Annotated in this window: 15 protein-coding genes; 12 read left to right on the top strand and 3 right to left on the bottom strand. The window is 49.2% G+C overall.

Annotated elements, in window-relative coordinates:
- The first annotated feature begins 6 nt into the window (after nucleotides 1-6).
- Both OGY01_RS17920 and OGY01_RS17915 read left to right on the top strand, forming a co-directional pair.
- The gene (locus tag OGY01_RS17920) at nucleotides 7-987 is read left to right on the top strand and encodes a sugar phosphate isomerase/epimerase family protein (RefSeq protein ID WP_286493467.1); all 981 of its coding nucleotides are present in this window, start codon (nucleotides 7-9) and stop codon (nucleotides 985-987) included.
- Nucleotides 988-1087: 100 nt separating this feature from the next.
- Entirely contained in the window at nucleotides 1088-2353 is a 1266-nt protein-coding gene (locus OGY01_RS17915; RefSeq protein WP_045449204.1) for an MFS transporter, read from the top strand.
- Nucleotides 2354-2417: 64 nt separating this feature from the next.
- Here OGY01_RS17915 and OGY01_RS17910 read toward each other — a convergent pair whose 3' ends face one another.
- Nucleotides 2418-3206, bottom strand: a complete 789-nt coding sequence (locus OGY01_RS17910) for a DeoR/GlpR family DNA-binding transcription regulator (RefSeq protein WP_045449205.1) — start codon at nucleotides 3204-3206, stop codon at nucleotides 2418-2420.
- A gap of 39 nt (nucleotides 3207-3245) precedes the next feature.
- Nucleotides 3246-4142 carry a sugar kinase gene (locus tag OGY01_RS17905; RefSeq protein ID WP_045449207.1) on the bottom strand — a complete coding sequence of 299 codons (897 nt, stop codon included), beginning with the start codon at nucleotides 4140-4142 and terminating at the stop codon, nucleotides 3246-3248.
- Nucleotides 4143-4314: 172 nt separating this feature from the next.
- On the opposite strand from OGY01_RS17905, the gene yihU reads away from it, so the two are divergent.
- The 10 genes from yihU to fabY all read left to right on the top strand — a co-directional run bounded on the left by yihU (nucleotide 4315) and on the right by fabY (nucleotide 13990).
- Nucleotides 4315-5205 (top strand): sulfolactaldehyde 3-reductase, encoded by an 891-nt coding sequence (gene yihU / locus OGY01_RS17900; RefSeq protein WP_286493465.1) that lies wholly within the window; start codon nucleotides 4315-4317, stop codon nucleotides 5203-5205.
- A gap of 25 nt (nucleotides 5206-5230) precedes the next feature.
- Nucleotides 5231-6118: an aldolase gene (locus tag OGY01_RS17895; protein WP_045449211.1), complete on the top strand. Its 888-nt coding sequence runs from the start codon at nucleotides 5231-5233 to the stop codon at nucleotides 6116-6118.
- Between the two features lie 32 nt (nucleotides 6119-6150).
- Nucleotides 6151-7161, top strand: a complete 1011-nt coding sequence (locus tag OGY01_RS17890) for a zinc-dependent alcohol dehydrogenase (RefSeq protein WP_045449212.1) — start codon at nucleotides 6151-6153, stop codon at nucleotides 7159-7161.
- A 69-nt stretch (nucleotides 7162-7230) separates the two neighbouring features.
- Nucleotides 7231-8664 (top strand): MFS transporter, encoded by a 1434-nt coding sequence (locus OGY01_RS17885; protein ID WP_045449214.1) that lies wholly within the window; start codon nucleotides 7231-7233, stop codon nucleotides 8662-8664.
- 102 nt (nucleotides 8665-8766) lie between these two features.
- Nucleotides 8767-10092, top strand: coding sequence for an MFS transporter (locus OGY01_RS17880; RefSeq protein WP_048223340.1), 1326 nt, complete (start codon nucleotides 8767-8769; stop codon nucleotides 10090-10092).
- Nucleotides 10093-10122: 30 nt separating this feature from the next.
- The gene (locus OGY01_RS17875; protein WP_048223341.1) at nucleotides 10123-11013 is read left to right on the top strand and encodes an aldose epimerase family protein; all 891 of its coding nucleotides are present in this window, start codon (nucleotides 10123-10125) and stop codon (nucleotides 11011-11013) included.
- A 91-nt stretch (nucleotides 11014-11104) separates the two neighbouring features.
- Nucleotides 11105-11704, top strand: coding sequence for a glucose-1-phosphatase (gene yihX, locus OGY01_RS17870; RefSeq protein ID WP_048223344.1), 600 nt, complete (start codon nucleotides 11105-11107; stop codon nucleotides 11702-11704).
- Complete coding sequence (locus tag OGY01_RS17865; protein WP_045449224.1) at nucleotides 11698-12570, top strand: virulence factor BrkB family protein; 873 nt, start codon at nucleotides 11698-11700, stop codon at nucleotides 12568-12570. Before yihX ends, OGY01_RS17865 begins: the two co-directional genes overlap by 7 nt.
- Nucleotides 12567-13004, top strand: a complete 438-nt coding sequence (gene dtd, locus OGY01_RS17860; protein ID WP_045449226.1) for a D-aminoacyl-tRNA deacylase — start codon at nucleotides 12567-12569, stop codon at nucleotides 13002-13004. Before OGY01_RS17865 ends, dtd begins: the two co-directional genes overlap by 4 nt.
- A gap of 44 nt (nucleotides 13005-13048) precedes the next feature.
- Nucleotides 13049-13990, top strand: a complete 942-nt coding sequence (fabY, locus tag OGY01_RS17855) for a fatty acid biosynthesis protein FabY (protein ID WP_045449228.1) — start codon at nucleotides 13049-13051, stop codon at nucleotides 13988-13990.
- Between the two features lie 124 nt (nucleotides 13991-14114).
- Here fabY and OGY01_RS17850 read toward each other — a convergent pair whose 3' ends face one another.
- Complete coding sequence (locus OGY01_RS17850) at nucleotides 14115-15029, bottom strand: alpha/beta hydrolase (RefSeq protein ID WP_048223348.1); 915 nt, start codon at nucleotides 15027-15029, stop codon at nucleotides 14115-14117.
- Nucleotides 15030-15112: the final 83 nt, after the last annotated feature.

Genomic DNA, 15112 nt, shown 5'->3' with positions numbered 1-15112 from the left:
ACGTTTATGGTCACTAAAGATAATGCACATAAAATCCTGGCTCGTGTAGATAACCTTCCTCTATATCTACACGCGTATGCTTATCATTTAAATATGCGTCTTGAGCGAATATTACCGAATGATTTATTAGATATTGCTAATGAAAATAATCTGCGTGGCGTGAAAATTCACGTTCTTGATGGTGAGCGTTATTCTCTGGAAAATATGAATGACAATGAGCTGTCAGTATTTGGTGATAAAGCGCGTAAGTTGCAGCTGGATATTCATATTGAAACCAGCTCCTCTGATAAAAAGGCCATTGACCAGGCCGTCTCTATTGCCTTAAAAACAGGTGCCTCTTCCGTAAGATTTTATCCACGCTACGAAGGAAATCTTCAGGATGTTCTTGCAACAATAACTCAAGATATAAAATATTTGCGTGAAAGATATCAGGATAGCGGACTGACATTTACGTTAGAACAGCATGAAGACTTGAAGAGCCATGAATTAGTGTCATTAATTCAGAACAGCGATATGGAGTCACTCTCTTTACTCTTTGATTTCGCAAATATGATCAATGCGAATGAACATCCGTTAACAGCGCTAGATACGATGTCACCGCACATTACTCAGGTGCATATTAAAGATGCGTTAATCATTAATGAAAAAGCGGGGCTGGGCCACAAAGCCTGTACATCGGGCCAGGGAGATATGCCATTTAAGGCGCTACTGACCAAACTGATCTGTTTAGGTGATGATGAGCCACAGGTAATGGCTTACGGACTGGAAGAGGAAGTTGATTATTATGCTCCAGCGTTTCGTTTTGAAAATGAAGGCGATAATCCCTGGATCCCATGGCGCCAAATGAGTGAAACACCGTTGCCAGCAGCTGATCTTCTGGAAGAACGTCTAATTAAAGAAAAAAACGATGCTATTCAACAATTAAAATTTGTGCGTAGCGTGCTACAACAAATTAAAAATGAGGCACATGATATTCTAACTAATTAAAAAATCTTCGTTTCTTTTTAGGTTGCTTAAACCATTCCAGGGGAATGGTCATATTGTTATTTTCAAAACAAATGATTTAAATAATCATTTAGGGGATGCTATGCTCACAAAAAAGAAATGGGCACTTTTTAGCCTGTTAACGCTGTGCGGCGGTACAATCTACAAATTACCTTCACTGAAAGATGCGTTCTATATTCCGATGCAAGAATACTTCCATTTGACCAATGGTCAAATTGGTAATGCAATGTCAGTGAACTCATTTGTGACTACCGTGGGCTTTTTCTTATCTATTTATTTTGCAGATAAATTGCCACGTAAATACACCATGTCTTTTTCTCTTATTGCCACAGGATTGCTGGGGGTCTATTTGACCTCTATGCCTGGCTATTGGGGGATCCTCTTTGTCTGGGCGCTGTTTGGCGTCACCTGTGACATGATGAACTGGCCAGTACTATTAAAATCTGTTAGCCGTCTGGGGAATAGTGAACAACAGGGTCGATTGTTTGGTTTCTTCGAAACGGGCCGCGGTATTGTTGATACGGTTGTCGCATTTTCCGCGCTGGCCGTCTTTACCTGGTTCGGTAGCGGATTGCTGGGATTCAAAGCCGGTATCTGGTTCTACTCTGCCATCGTGATTATCGTGGGGATCATTATCTTCTTTGTGCTGAATGATAAAGAAGATGCGCCTGTGGCAAAAGTGCAGGATGCAGAAGATGCGCCGAAAAATCCCAGCATGACATCGGTATTGAAGGATAAAACCATTTGGCTAATCGCCTTCAACGTCTTCTTTGTGTATGCCGTCTATTGTGGATTAACATTCTTCATCCCGTTCCTGAAAAACATCTATATGCTGCCGGTCGCGCTGGTGGGGGCTTATGGGATTATTAACCAGTACTGTCTGAAAATGGTCGGTGGCCCGATTGGCGGGATGATCTCGGATAAGATCCTGAAATCACCCAGTAAATACTTATGCTATACGTTCATGATCAGCACGGTAGCTCTGGTGTTGCTGATGATTCTGCCGCATGAAAGTATGCCGGTTTATTTAGGCATGGTGTGTACACTGGGCTTCGGTGCGATCGTCTTTACGCAGCGCGCTGTTTTCTTTGCCCCGATTGGTGAAGCTAAAATTGCCGAGAACCAGACGGGCGCTGCAATGGCGCTGGGCAGCTTTATCGGTTACGCCCCGGCGATGTTCTGCTTCAGTCTGTACGGATATATTTTGGATTTAAACCCGGGTCTTATCGGCTACAAAATCGTGTTTGGCATTATGGCGTGCTTTGCCTTCTGCGGTGCGATTGTCTCCGTGATGCTGGTTAAACGGATTAGCCAACGCAAGAAAATGCTGGAAACTGCAGAGGCGTAACAGGCTTCGATATCGAAGAATACGAAAAAGCCGCTGATTATCAGCGGCTTTTTTATCAAACGGATCAGGAGGTCACCTGATCAGCAACAACCAGTTCAATATTCTCTATATCAAGCAATTGCCTGAAGGAGTTTGGCGGTGGAGCATCGGTAAAAAATGCCCGAATTTTACGCATATTACCAATAGAAACAGCAGCCGAGGCGGTAAACTTAGTATGATCGGCAACCAACAGCGTATTACGTGCATGTTTGATCATAGTTTTAGCTACAAGCGCTTCGTTAACATCAAATTCCAGTAGCGTGCCGTCTTCTTCAATGGCACCAATGCTGGTAATCAAATAATCGGCTCTGAATCCTTCAATGAAGTTCACTGCGCCAGGGCCAACAATACCGCCATTATGAGCACGTAATGTTCCGCCAGGCACCATTACCTCAAGATCTTGATTCTTATACAGGATCTGCGCAACACGAAGGCTATTAGTAATGATGCGTAAGTCCCGGCGATTTAACAAAGCCCGCGCGACGGCCTCTACCGTTGTTCCGATGGTAATAAAAACCGTACAACGCTCAGGAAGATAGTCAGCAACCGCCTCCGCGATCGCTTCTTTTTCCTGAGTAAGAGACAACTCCCGCTGTTCAAAGGCGGTATTCATGACGCTGGATACTCGTCCGGCTCCACCATGATGTCGGGTGATCAGGCCCTGTTCGCTCAACTTACGAATATCCCGGCGCACAGTTTGCGTGGAAACATCCAGCAACTGCGCCAGCTCTTCGATATTCATATAGCCGCGTTCTGTAATGTAATGAACAAGCTGATCGTGTCGCGGATTACCGGTGACTTCAATGATGCTCATGAATACTCCTGGACTTCTTCCCCGTAATTGCTGGTTATTTTACGCATAAAGTGACAAAAATGATTCGGTTTGCGCACGATTAGGAATTCCGGCTCGTCCGCCAGCCTGAGTACATTTCATCGCGGCCACCGCACTTGCGAAGCTGATCGCTTGTTCGGTGGGCATTTTCTCTGCAAGAGCAACCGCCATTGCACCGTGGAAAACATCGCCTGCTCCGGTTGTATCTACCACATTGACTGAAAATGCAGCCTGTTGATACATATGTTCATTTTCAATCCATTGCGACCCCTCGCCACCAAGCGTAACGTACACTTTACCATCAGTTCGCCCGGCAGCCAGTTTTAGAGCATGTTGTGTATTATCCTGCCCAGTCATTCGCTTAAGTCCTGGAGCCGAAAAAACCGCGTGGTCGGCAAGTGCCACCAATGGGGTTATATCTTGCGGTGTCATATCTGCATCCAGTAGCGTCTGTACACCAGCTGCACGTGCCAGTGCGAAGGATTTTAATGTCCCTTCATGCCAACGCACATCTGCAAGAACGATGTCATAGCGAGTAAAATCAATCGATTCTAGCCACTTTGCATCTGTATCGAGATCCGGGCTTGGATAGTTCACGATGATGCGTTCGCCGTGTTGATCAACCAATATTGCGGATTGAGATGAACGGGAATTTGGGTACTGACGACAGAATTGTGTATTAACCCCCCAGCCCTGAAGTTCGTTAAGCAAGGTATTCCCACAACTGTCATCACCCACCCGACCGATAAAATCGACGTCAACGCCGAGCCGGGCAATAGCGACGGCCGCTGTTGCTGCCGGGCCGCCACCTGTCTCCAGATATTGATTTGACTGATATTTCCCACCGCCGTCAGGCAGCGTGTTTAACGAGTAAATACGGTCCTGAACGGTAATTCCAACACATGCGATTCTGGTCATATTTGTTTAGTCCTGTGTGATCCTGTCTTCTTTTGTTCATTTTAATGACATAAATGATCAAATTAGTGACGCATGTCTTGTTTTTCGTCATAAATTACAAATATGCTCAAAAACAGACGGAAATGAGTTTTTGTTTGTAATTATTTTGTCAACCTAAGACAGGAGACCGTTCATGATTACCGTTGCATTTTTGGGATTGGGTCAGATGGGCAGCCCAATGGCTAACAATCTGTTGCAAAAGGGACATGCCTTACGCGTGTTCGACGTAAACCAACAGGCCGTTAATGAGTTAGTACAAAAAGGTGCAATTGCTGCCCAAACTCCCGCCGAAGCTGCTAAAGGTGCCGAATTCATTATCACTATGCTGCCAAATGGCGACATCGTTCGGCAAGTGCTACTGGGCAAAGATGGGGTGAGTGAAGGTCTGTCTCATGATGCGCTGGTTATTGATATGTCCACCATTCATCCATTGCAGACTGATGCGTTGATTACTGAAATGCAAGAGAAAGGCATCAGCATGATGGATGCTCCGGTAGGCAGAACGTCCGTTAACGCTATCGACGGTACGCTGCTGATCCTCGCGGGCGGTACACCTGAACAGGTTGAACGCGCTCGTCCAGTTTTGATGTGCATGGGAAATGAGTTGGTAGAAGCCGGGGGGCCTGGTATGGGGATCCGCGTAAAGCTTATCAACAATTACATGAGTATCGCGCTAAATGCCTTGTCAGCGGAAGCAGCAGTGCTTTGCGAATCATTGGGTCTGAGTCTGGATGTAGCAATCAAGGTCATGAGCGGTACGGCCGCAGGTAAGGGGCACTTTACGACAACCTGGCCTAGCAAAGTGCTGAAAGGGGATCTTTCCCCGGCATTTATGGTGGACCTGGCGTTGAAAGATCTACGTATTGCTGTCGATGTCGCCAGCCAGACCGGTGCACCACTCAATATGGGGATTGCTGCTGAAACGTATTACACCAGCGCCAGTGAGAATGGTAGAGGCCGTCAGGACTGGAGCGCTCTGTTATCTCAGGTTCGTCAGCAGGCTGGTCGACCAGATTCACTTTAAATTTTAAACATTCACAGGAGTTACTATGTCTTCCCACAATACCTCATACACGCTGAAAGATATTTCTCGCCCTGGTGGAGGATTTGCCATGCTGGCTGTCGATCAGCGTGAAGCTATGCGCCTGATGTTTGCTGCTTCAGGGCATCCTAAACCAGTTGCTGACAGCGTATTAACTGATTTTAAAGTCGCTGCGACCCAAATTCTGTCTCCTTATGCCTCTGCGGTTCTGGCCGATAAACAATTTTGCCTCGAGCAGATTGTCTCACAGGGCGCAGTAGCGGATTCATGCGGCCTGATTGTGGCGGCTGACCATTTTGTCCCGGGCAATGGTATCCCGGTAGATAGTGTAGAAATCGACAGGGCAATTGACCCTCATAAAGCCCGTGAGATGGGGGCAAAAGCGATGAAGCTGTTGGTGCTATGGCGCGAAGATGAACCAGCGGAAGCACGTCTGGCCATGGTGGAGGAGTTTGTTCAACGATGCCGTAGTGCCGGGCTGGTTAGCATCATTGAGCCGGTCGTCCGTCCCCCACGTCGCGGTTGGGTATTTGACAAGGAAAGTGCCATTGTTGCTGCTGCGGCGGAGCTTGGCTGCACTGATGCCGACCTCTATAAAGCGGAAATGCCATTAGGCGGCAAAGGTGATGAACAGACCCTGCTTGCTGCATGTCAAAAGTTACATGATCAAATGAAAATGCCATGGGTCATTCTCTCCTCGGGCGTTGATGCGGATATCTTTGGCCGCGCAGTTCGCATCGCCATGAAGGGTGGTGCTTCGGGATTCCTGGCAGGGCGTGCTGTATGGGCGTCGGTTGTTGGCGCTCAGGATCCGCAAACTATGCTGCGTGATGTGTCCGTTCCACGTTTACAACGTCTGGCAGAAATTGTGGATGAAGGTATTTCTCAGCGTTAATCACCGATTTTTAACGAATCTGGAGCAGAACCATGGATAAGATTACCCAAGTTCTATTTTCTGATATTGGGACAGTGACGACTCAATATGTTGAGCTGCCGCACCAGGAACTTAAACCGATGGAAGTCCGCATTGCCCCTGTTTTCTACGGAATTTGCGGCTCTGATCTGCATGTACTGAAAGGGGGGCATCCCTTTGCCAAACCCCCGGTTGTGCCAGGACATGAAATAGCGGCACGTGTAACAGAGGTTGGCTGTGAGGTGACGAATGTTAAACCGGGCGACCATGTTGTTGTCGACCCGATTATGGCCTGTATGGAGTGTCGAGCCTGTAAAGCCGGCCGCTTTAATTTGTGTGAACCTCCGCAGGTAGCTGGTTTCCGCGCGCCGGGCTTCGCCCGATCGCAACATATTGTTCCGTCGCGAAACTGTCATGTTGCCCCTGCTTCCCTGCCACTTAAGACGCTTGCTTTTGCTGAACCGGCAGCCTGCGCGCGTCACTGTGTGAGTCGTATGCCGACAGCTTCTCTGGAAAGTGTATTAGTGATTGGTGCCGGAACCATTGGTTTATCCATTGTGCAGGCGCTGCGCATCATGGGGGCAGGAAAAATCACCGTCATCGAACCTGATCCTAACAAACGAGCGCTGTCGTTAAAGCTGGGGGCGGCAGAAGTTTGCGCTCCGGGGGAACTGGATCCGCAGGCTCGTTTTACGGGTGCAATCGATGTTGTTGCTGCGCAAGCCACGCTGAATGATGCCTTTACCCATGTCTATGCCGGGGGAACCGTGGTGTGTATGGGCGTACCAAGCGGTCCACGCGAAATCCCTCTCCCGATGATGCAGCGTTTCGAACGTGATCTACTGAATTCTGGCATGTATATCCCGGAAGACTTTGATGCGGTAATCGAGTGGCTTGCGGATGGGCGGTTTGATACCAGCGAACTGGTGACCGATCTATTCCCGATTGAAGATGCGGCGAAGGCGTTTGAACGTGCGCAGCAAAATGACTCGATAAAAGTCATGCTGCAATTTGCTGAGGCTTGATGGCATAACCCTCTGTCTGGCGCTACTTAATGGTAGCGCCACCCTACAACAATGAAAAAGGATACTGCGATGAGTCACATCACCAGTCCTGCACCTTATTCGATCGGTCGTCCCCAGGACGTGATTGATATTGTTAATAAACATTCAGCAGTAAACACCAGTGTCGGCATCATTTTTATCGCTCTGGGCGGTATTCTTATTGATGCTTATCAGGCGGCGATGGTGGGGTTTGGTAACAAATATATCGCACTGCAATTTGGTATTTCACCGGGCCTTGCGGCAACGGTCAACGCATCTGTTTTAGTTGCAGCCCTGATTGGTGGGTTGTTGGCGAACCGTGTGATTAACCGCTTTGGTCAAAAGCGTGCATTTATCATCGGGATGGGGTTGTGCACGATTGGTGCAGCAGCTGTCGCGATAGCCCCCAATATATGGTGGGTGCTAGTGTGCCGTGTGATTATGGGATTTGGCCTGGGCATTGATTTCCCTCTGGCAACAAACGCAGTTGCGGAACTACGAGGTTCAACCTCCAGGAAGACTGGTTCGTCAGTTAACCTCTGGCAAATGGCCTGGTATGTCTCAACTACAGTTGTCTATCTTGTGCTGCTCCCGCTGCTGCTGTCGGGTATTGCTGAAGAGCAATTGTGGCGCTATGGGATTTTCATTGGCGCTATTTTTGCCGTCATTATCATGATCCTGCGTTACTTCTTTATTGGTGAGTCTGCAATGTGGGCCGCGCGAGTCGGACGTTATGATGAAGCCTGCGGTATTCTGGCAAAACGTTATGGTGTCCATGCTCGCGTTGCTGCCACGTCAAAAAACAATGATATTTCCTCCGAAAAAACAGAAAGTAAGTTTCACGGTGGATATGGCATCTTATTTAATTCACGTTACCGCAAACGTACCATCCTCGGTTGCGTCGTGGCGACAATGCAGGCTTGGCAATATAACGCTGTGGGTGTTTATTTACCGTTGACTCTGGCGGGAATACTGAGTGGAGGATTAACCGGCGCGCTTAGCGGTTCCGCAGTTGTGAATGCGTTATGTGGAATTACCGGGGGATTGATCGGCTCACTTATTCTCCAGCGGCTGGGGACACGTCTTCAGTCAATGTATGGATTCGCTGTCGTGACGGTAGCGTTGCTGGCATTAGGAACGCTGGCAACCACAAATCCATGGCTTTCTTTAGGGTTGTTGGGCGCAATTATTTTCTTCCACTCTGCTGGCCCTGGTGGTCTGGGAATGACCATCGCCACGCTTTCTTATCCGCCAACCATTCGTCCGACCGGTGTAGGATTCGCGCGTGCCATTATGCGTACGGGGGCGATAGCTGGGTTGATCTTCTGGCCTATGTTGTGGGGGGCATTAAAGACAGAAGCATTCTATTGGCTGGCAATTGTTCCTTTCCTCGGCTTTCTGACATGTGTATTGATTAAGTGGGAACCACTTGGTGCAAATGTTGATGCTGAAGATGCTGAGGTGCTGGCTGAGCTGGAGAAATAACAAGCAAGCGCGTCGCATGTGTAGGCGCGCTTTCTCATAAAAATCCTCCGTCTTTAAGTGATTCTGTTGAGCAGATTTCTCGCCGACCCGGAGAGGAAAATTATGGCTGAAAAAGAACATACACCAGGGAAAGAACTATCCGGCAAAGCCATGAGGCGTGTTGTCATGGGGAGTTTTGCTGGAGCGTTGATGGAATGGTACGACTTTTTTATTTTCGGAACGGCGGCAGGACTGGTCTTTGCTCCCCTGTTTTTCCCTGATAGTGATCCTTTTATTGGTTTGATTGCCGCTTTCGCAACCTTTGGCGTGGGCTTTTTATCCCGTCCACTAGGCGGCATTGTTTTTGGTCATTTCGGCGATAAAGTTGGCCGCAAAATAACGCTGATTTGGACATTAGCAATTGTCGGCTCCTCAACGTTTTTAATCGGTTTTATACCAACATACCAGGATATTGGTATCTGGGCGCCGATTATATTGATGATTTTGCGTCTGGTTCAGGGGTTTGGTTTGGGAGGCGAGTATGGTGGAGCGGCGTTGATGACCATTGAATCTGCTCCCGAGGCGAAGCGTGGATTTTTAGGTTCGCTCCCGCAAACGGCGGCCTCAGTCGGAATTATGCTGGCAACGGGCGTATTCGCACTGTGTAACCATTTCCTGACCCAGGAGGAATTTCTTTCCTGGGGATGGCGTATCCCATTTTGGTTATCCTCCATCATGTTAATTGTGGGGATGTTCATACGACTTCATACCGAAGAGACTCTGGATTTTAAACAGCAAAAAAATGCTGTAACGCAGACCAAATCGACCCCTCCGCTGATTGAACTCTTCCGTAAACACCCGCGCAATATTCTGCTGGCGCTTGGTGCCAGGTTGGCAGAGAGTGTTTCATCGAACATCATCAACGCGTTTGGGATTGTCTATATTTCCAGTCAACTGGCGTTATCAAGGGATATCCCACTCAACGGTATGCTGATCGCTTCAGCGATTGGTATTGTGAGTTGTCCGTTAATTGGCTGGATCTCTGACCGTGTCGGGCAACGAAAAATGTACCTGCTCGGGGCGGGCTTTTGTATTCTGTTTGCGTTCCCCTTCTTCTTGCTGCTGGACACAAAGAACACTCTTATCATCTGGGGCTGCATGATCCTTGGTTATAACCTGGGGCCTACGATGATGTTTGCGGTACAGCCCACGCTGTTTACCCGCATGTTCGGTACCCGGGTTCGTTATACGGGGCTGTCATTTGCCTATCAGTTTTCTGCCATTCTGGGCGGGTTAAGCCCGTTGATTGCCTCCAGTTTGCTGGCTCTGGGTGGCGGTAAGCCGTGGTATGTAGCACTGTTTCTGTTTGTTATCTCAATACTTTCATTTATTTGCGTCTGGCTTATTGAGCCACATTCGGACAACAAAAATGACGCTAACAATAATTAACTTCTTACCTAAATATCAGAGAAAAATTAAATGAATACTGAACTGAGTACCGAACATCAACAAGCATTACAGCGTGCGTTTGATGCCCCCTGGCCAGGGCCTATCGGCCAACCGGTTTTGCTGGAAAAAGGCCATCTCCGTCTTCAGGTCTTTCCGCGTGATGGTGCCAGAATTACCTCGCTACAGGCATTTGGCTTTGAAGTCTTGAGGCAATGGGAACCGCAGCGCAGGGCGTTTCAATATGGCTGCTTTCCCATGGTCCCTTGGGCGGGGCGCCTCGGGTATGCAACGCTGAAAGTGGGTGAGAAGCAGTATGATTTACCGGCTAATAAGCCCCCCCATGCTTTGCACGGTATGGCTTGTTATTCATCATGGGAAATTATTGAACATAAGAAAGATAAATTGATGCTGCGTATGCCGTTGGGTGCGCCTTGGCCTTGGCAGGGTGAGGTCTTGCAAACGCTAGCCCTAGAAGACAACGCGCTAATTCTGCGATTAGAAATTCGTTCTATGTCAGAAACCTTTCCGGCATCAGCAGGCTGGCACCCCTGGTTTGTTAAACACCTGGATGCGCAGCATGAAGATGAGGAATTGCGGGTGAGCTTTAATGCCGACTGGCAGGAAGAAGCTGGAAGTAATGAACTACCGACAGGCAACAAGGTCTCTCCGCAGCTTGGTCCATGGGATGACTGCTTTGGTTTTAATGCCGATCTTCATGTCAGATTACAATGGCCAGGAAAGCTGAGCATGGTGATGACATCGGCTGCACAAAGTCTGGTTGTCTTTGATAAACAGCCCGATGCAACCTGTGTCAACCCGCTCACTCAGGCACCGAATGCAATAAATGTGACGCCACAATTTGTCAGCGTCGATCTTCCACTGGTGATTGAGTCTCGCTGGCAATTTAGTCATGAAGACTAAGGTAATTACCGAATAATCCCGACAGGGACTCATAGTCAAACTTCTCCTTTCCCGCTACAGTTATTCATCCACGGCGAGTAAGGAGAAGGGCATGCTCTATATCTTTGATTTGGGTAATGTGATTGTCGATATCGACTTCAATCGCGTGTTAGGTACATGGAGCGATCTGAGTCGTGTACCGCTGGCTTCGCTGAAGCAAAGTTTTACCATGGGAGATGCTTTTCACCAGCATGAACGGGGTGAAATAACGGATGAGGCCTTTGCCGAGGCTCTGTGCCATGACATGGCGCTTCCGTTGAGTTATGAGCAGTTCTCTCATGGCTGGCAGGCTGTTTTCGTCGCATTACGACCTGAAGTGATCGACATTATGCATAAACTGCGTGAGCAAGGGCATCGCGTGGTCGTGCTCTCGAATACCAACCGCTTGCACACGACGTTTTGGCCGGATGAGTATCCTGAAGTTCGTCAGGCTGCTGACCATATTTATCTTTCCCAGGAACTCGGCATGCGTAAACCGGAAGCGCGGATTTACCAGCATGTCCTGCAGTCTGAAGGTTTTTCCGCTGCGGATGCGGTCTTTTTTGATGACAACGCCGATAATATTGAAGGGGCTAACCGGCTAGGGATCACCAGTATCCAGGTCGTCGATAAAACGACCATTCCTGACTATTTCGCGAAGTTGTTATGCTAAAAAATGTACACCAAAAAGCCCGGCATCATACGCGTCCTGTATGGGCCTGGCTTAAGCTATTATGGCATCGCATTGATGAGGACAATATGACGACGCTGGCAGGAAATCTTGCCTACGTTTCATTGCTCTCATTAGTGCCGCTTATCGCCGTTGTTTTTGCTCTTTTCGCCGCATTTCCGATGTTTTCTGACGTCAGCATTCAGCTACGGCATTTTATTTTTGCTAATTTTATCCCGGCGACGGGTGACGTCATTCAGCGTTATATCGAACAGTTTGTCGCAAACTCAAACAAAATGACAGCGGTTGGCGCGTGTGGGCTGATTGTGACGGCGCTATTGCTGATGTATGCCATAGACAGCGCGTTGAATACCATCTGGCGTAGCAAGCGTACACGGCCTAAAGTGTATTCTTTTGCTGTCTACTGGATGATTTTAACGTTGGGTCCGCTGTTGGCAGGGGCCAGCCTGGCAATCAGCTCGTATCTGTTGTCACTTCGCTGGGCCAGCGATCTCAACTCAGTCATTGATGATGTACTGCGCATTTTTCCGTTGGTGCTCTCCTGGCTCTCATTCTGGCTGCTTTACAGCATCGTACCCACGACGCGCGTACCCAATCGCGATGCGGTGATCGGGGCATTTGTCGCTGCCGTTTTGTTCGAAGCCGGGAAAAAAGGATTTGCGCTCTACATCACTATGTTCCCGTCTTATCAGCTTATTTACGGTGTCCTGGCGGTGATCCCCATTTTATTTGTCTGGGTGTACTGGACGTGGTGTATCGTCTTGCTAGGCGCGGAAATAACTGTCACTCTCGGGGAATACCGCAAACTTAAACAAGCCGCAGAACAAGAAGAAGCAGAGCAACCATGATTGCATTAATTCAGCGCGTAACCCGTGCCAGCGTCACCGTGGAGGGCGAGGTGACGGGTGAAATCGGCCCAGGACTTTTGGTCTTATTAGGTGTCGAAAAGGATGATGATGAACAGAAAGCGAACCGCCTGTGTGAACGCGTGCTCGGATATCGAATTTTTAGTGATTCCGAAGGTAAGATGAATCTGAACGTGCAGCAGGCCGGTGGCAGTGTGCTGGTGGTATCACAGTTTACGCTGGCAGCAGATACCGAACGCGGTATGCGCCCCGGATTTTCAAAGGGTGCGGCACCCGATCGGGCAGAGGCGCTGTACGAGTACTTCGTTGAGCGCTGCCGTCAGCAGGAAATGAACACGCAGACCGGACGATTCGCTGCTGATATGCAGGTTTCACTGGTTAATGATGGCCCCGTGACGTTCTGGTTACAGGTATGAACCAGCTTCCGGCGTGGTCGCGGGTAACAAGAGAGAATACAACTATGTATCACCTTCGAGTACCGCAAACAGAAGAAGAACTGGAGCGTTACTACCAGTTCCGCTGGGAGATGCTGCGTAAACCGCTGCACCAGCCAAAAGGCTCAGAACGGGATGCCTGGGATGCCATGGCTCATCACCAGATGGTGGTGGATGAAGAGGGTAATCTAGTTGCTGTAGGCCGTCTGTACATCAATGCGGATAACGAAGCCTCTATACGCTTTATGGCGGTTGATCCGTCAGTACAGGAGAAGGGACTGGGAACGCTAATGGCGATGACCCTCGAGTCTGTGGCGCGTCAGGAAGGCGTTAAGCGCGTAACCTGCAGCGCCCGTGAAGACGCAGTCGAATTTTTCGCCAAGCTGGGATTTGTGAGTCAGGGAGAAATTACCACGCCGCAGACCACGCCAGTGCGCCACTTTTTGATGATTAAACCCATCGCTACGCTGGATGATATTCTCCATCGTGGTGACTGGTGTGGGCAGTTACAGCAAGCCTGGTACGAGCATATTCCGTTGAGTGAGAAGATGGGTGTGCGTATTCAGCAGTATACCGGGCAAAAATTTATTACGACGATGCCCGAGACCGGCAATCAGAATCCTCACCATACCTTGTTCGCGGGAAGCCTGTTTTCACTGGCGACATTAACCGGCTGGGGACTCATCTGGTTGATGTTACGCGAGCGCCATCTGGGCGGGACAATTATCCTCGCCGACGCACATATCCGATACAGCAGGCCTATCACCGGGAAACCCACTGCCATCGCTGATCTGGGCTCACTGAGTGGAGACCTCGACCGTCTGGCGAGAGGCCGCAAGGCGCGAGTTCAGATGCAGGTAGAGCTGTTTGGCGATGATACGGCGGGCGTGGTATTTGAAGGCACGTACATCGTGTTGCCTGCGAAACCCTTCGGACCGCTGGAAGAGGGCGGCAACGAGGAAGAGTAGTCAGAAAGGGATTCCTTTTTATTCGATGAACGCGTCTGCCGGAAGATTACGGGGTGCTGCGAGCGCCTTGTGATGCTCGGCTTCGCTGCACCTTTGGCTTCACAAAGAAATAGTTTTTACTACATCACTGAAGGTACCCCACTCTCCAGGCCACGTCACGTATAGCATTGCGTGCCGCATGGCTAATACCTGCAAGCTGAAAAAAACCGTGGATGACACCGAAATAACGCTGGCAGGTGCACTCTACACCTTGCTCCAGGAACCGTTGATACAAGGCTTCACCTTCATCGCGTAGTGGGTCAAATTCAGCGGTAATGATGTGTGTGGGTGGTAAACCGTTGAAATCATCCCGCCACAATGGGCTGGCCTCAGGGTGGAGAGGATCGGTATGCGACAAATACATCTCATAGCCAGACAGCAGCGTGTCGCGAGTAATGATGTAATCCTGCCCATTACGGGTATAACTCTCAAACCTGGCGGTTGCATCCAGCATTGGGTAAATCAGAATAAGCTTGGCGGGTTGCCAGATATTTTTGGCTTTCAGGCGTAGTGCGGTGACCAGCGCCAGATGCCCGCCCGCGCTATCGCCAGTAAGCGTGATGTTATTGCGGTCTACACCCAGTTTCTCGGCATACTTCCAGATGATATTAGACCCTCTTTCGGCATCATCATGTGCTGCCGGGAAAGGGTGTTCTGGCGCAAGGCGGTACTTCACCGCAATCACCCGGCAGCCGCTGTACCAGGCAAGTTGCCTCAGTTGGTTATCATGTGTCGTAAATCCACCGCTGACAAAGCAACCACCATGATAATAGATGACGCAGGGCAGTAAACCCGAGACGCCGGGCGGCGAAACGACGCGAAATGTCATGGCATCGAGTTCAATATCTTCAACCTGTACGTGGGTTTCTGTTTCCCCGGCGAGCACGGTGCTGGCGATGTACCCTGCTCTCCGGTCATCAATACTCTGTGTGCGTGAAGAAGGGCGACCCGCTGCAATAAACTCTTCAACCAGCTGTGCAATTCCATTTTCCAGTGCCATTTTTTTGTCTTTAACCTGTGTGAATATACAGTGTTATAGCCTGGATATTAGCAAAAGAAAATGGAGAATTTTGTCTGGACAGT

This window comes from Citrobacter sp. Cm038, from assembly GCF_030333105.1.
Taxonomy (GTDB): Bacteria; Pseudomonadota; Gammaproteobacteria; order Enterobacterales; family Enterobacteriaceae; genus Citrobacter; species Citrobacter murliniae.
This window is presented reverse-complemented; position numbering and strand designations above follow the sequence as displayed.

What these genes read in the sequence shown, in the direction of transcription:
- OGY01_RS17920 (WP_286493467.1), top strand. Translation starts at nt 7, where the DNA reads ATGGTCACTAAAGATAATGCACATAAAATCCTGGCTCGTGTAGATAAC.
- OGY01_RS17915 (WP_045449204.1), top strand. Translation starts at nt 1,088, where the DNA reads ATGCTCACAAAAAAGAAATGGGCACTTTTTAGCCTGTTAACGCTGTGC.
- OGY01_RS17910 (WP_045449205.1), bottom strand. Translation starts at nt 3,206, where the DNA reads ATGAGCATCATTGAAGTCACCGGTAATCCGCGACACGATCAGCTTGTT.
- OGY01_RS17905 (WP_045449207.1), bottom strand. Translation starts at nt 4,142, where the DNA reads ATGACCAGAATCGCATGTGTTGGAATTACCGTTCAGGACCGTATTTAC.
- yihU (WP_286493465.1), top strand. Translation starts at nt 4,315, where the DNA reads ATGATTACCGTTGCATTTTTGGGATTGGGTCAGATGGGCAGCCCAATG.
- OGY01_RS17895 (WP_045449211.1), top strand. Translation starts at nt 5,231, where the DNA reads ATGTCTTCCCACAATACCTCATACACGCTGAAAGATATTTCTCGCCCT.
- OGY01_RS17890 (WP_045449212.1), top strand. Translation starts at nt 6,151, where the DNA reads ATGGATAAGATTACCCAAGTTCTATTTTCTGATATTGGGACAGTGACG.
- OGY01_RS17885 (WP_045449214.1), top strand. Translation starts at nt 7,231, where the DNA reads ATGAGTCACATCACCAGTCCTGCACCTTATTCGATCGGTCGTCCCCAG.
- OGY01_RS17880 (WP_048223340.1), top strand. Translation starts at nt 8,767, where the DNA reads ATGGCTGAAAAAGAACATACACCAGGGAAAGAACTATCCGGCAAAGCC.
- OGY01_RS17875 (WP_048223341.1), top strand. Translation starts at nt 10,123, where the DNA reads ATGAATACTGAACTGAGTACCGAACATCAACAAGCATTACAGCGTGCG.
- yihX (WP_048223344.1), top strand. Translation starts at nt 11,105, where the DNA reads ATGCTCTATATCTTTGATTTGGGTAATGTGATTGTCGATATCGACTTC.
- OGY01_RS17865 (WP_045449224.1), top strand. Translation starts at nt 11,698, where the DNA reads ATGCTAAAAAATGTACACCAAAAAGCCCGGCATCATACGCGTCCTGTA.
- dtd (WP_045449226.1), top strand. Translation starts at nt 12,567, where the DNA reads ATGATTGCATTAATTCAGCGCGTAACCCGTGCCAGCGTCACCGTGGAG.
- fabY (WP_045449228.1), top strand. Translation starts at nt 13,049, where the DNA reads ATGTATCACCTTCGAGTACCGCAAACAGAAGAAGAACTGGAGCGTTAC.
- OGY01_RS17850 (WP_048223348.1), bottom strand. Translation starts at nt 15,029, where the DNA reads ATGGCACTGGAAAATGGAATTGCACAGCTGGTTGAAGAGTTTATTGCA.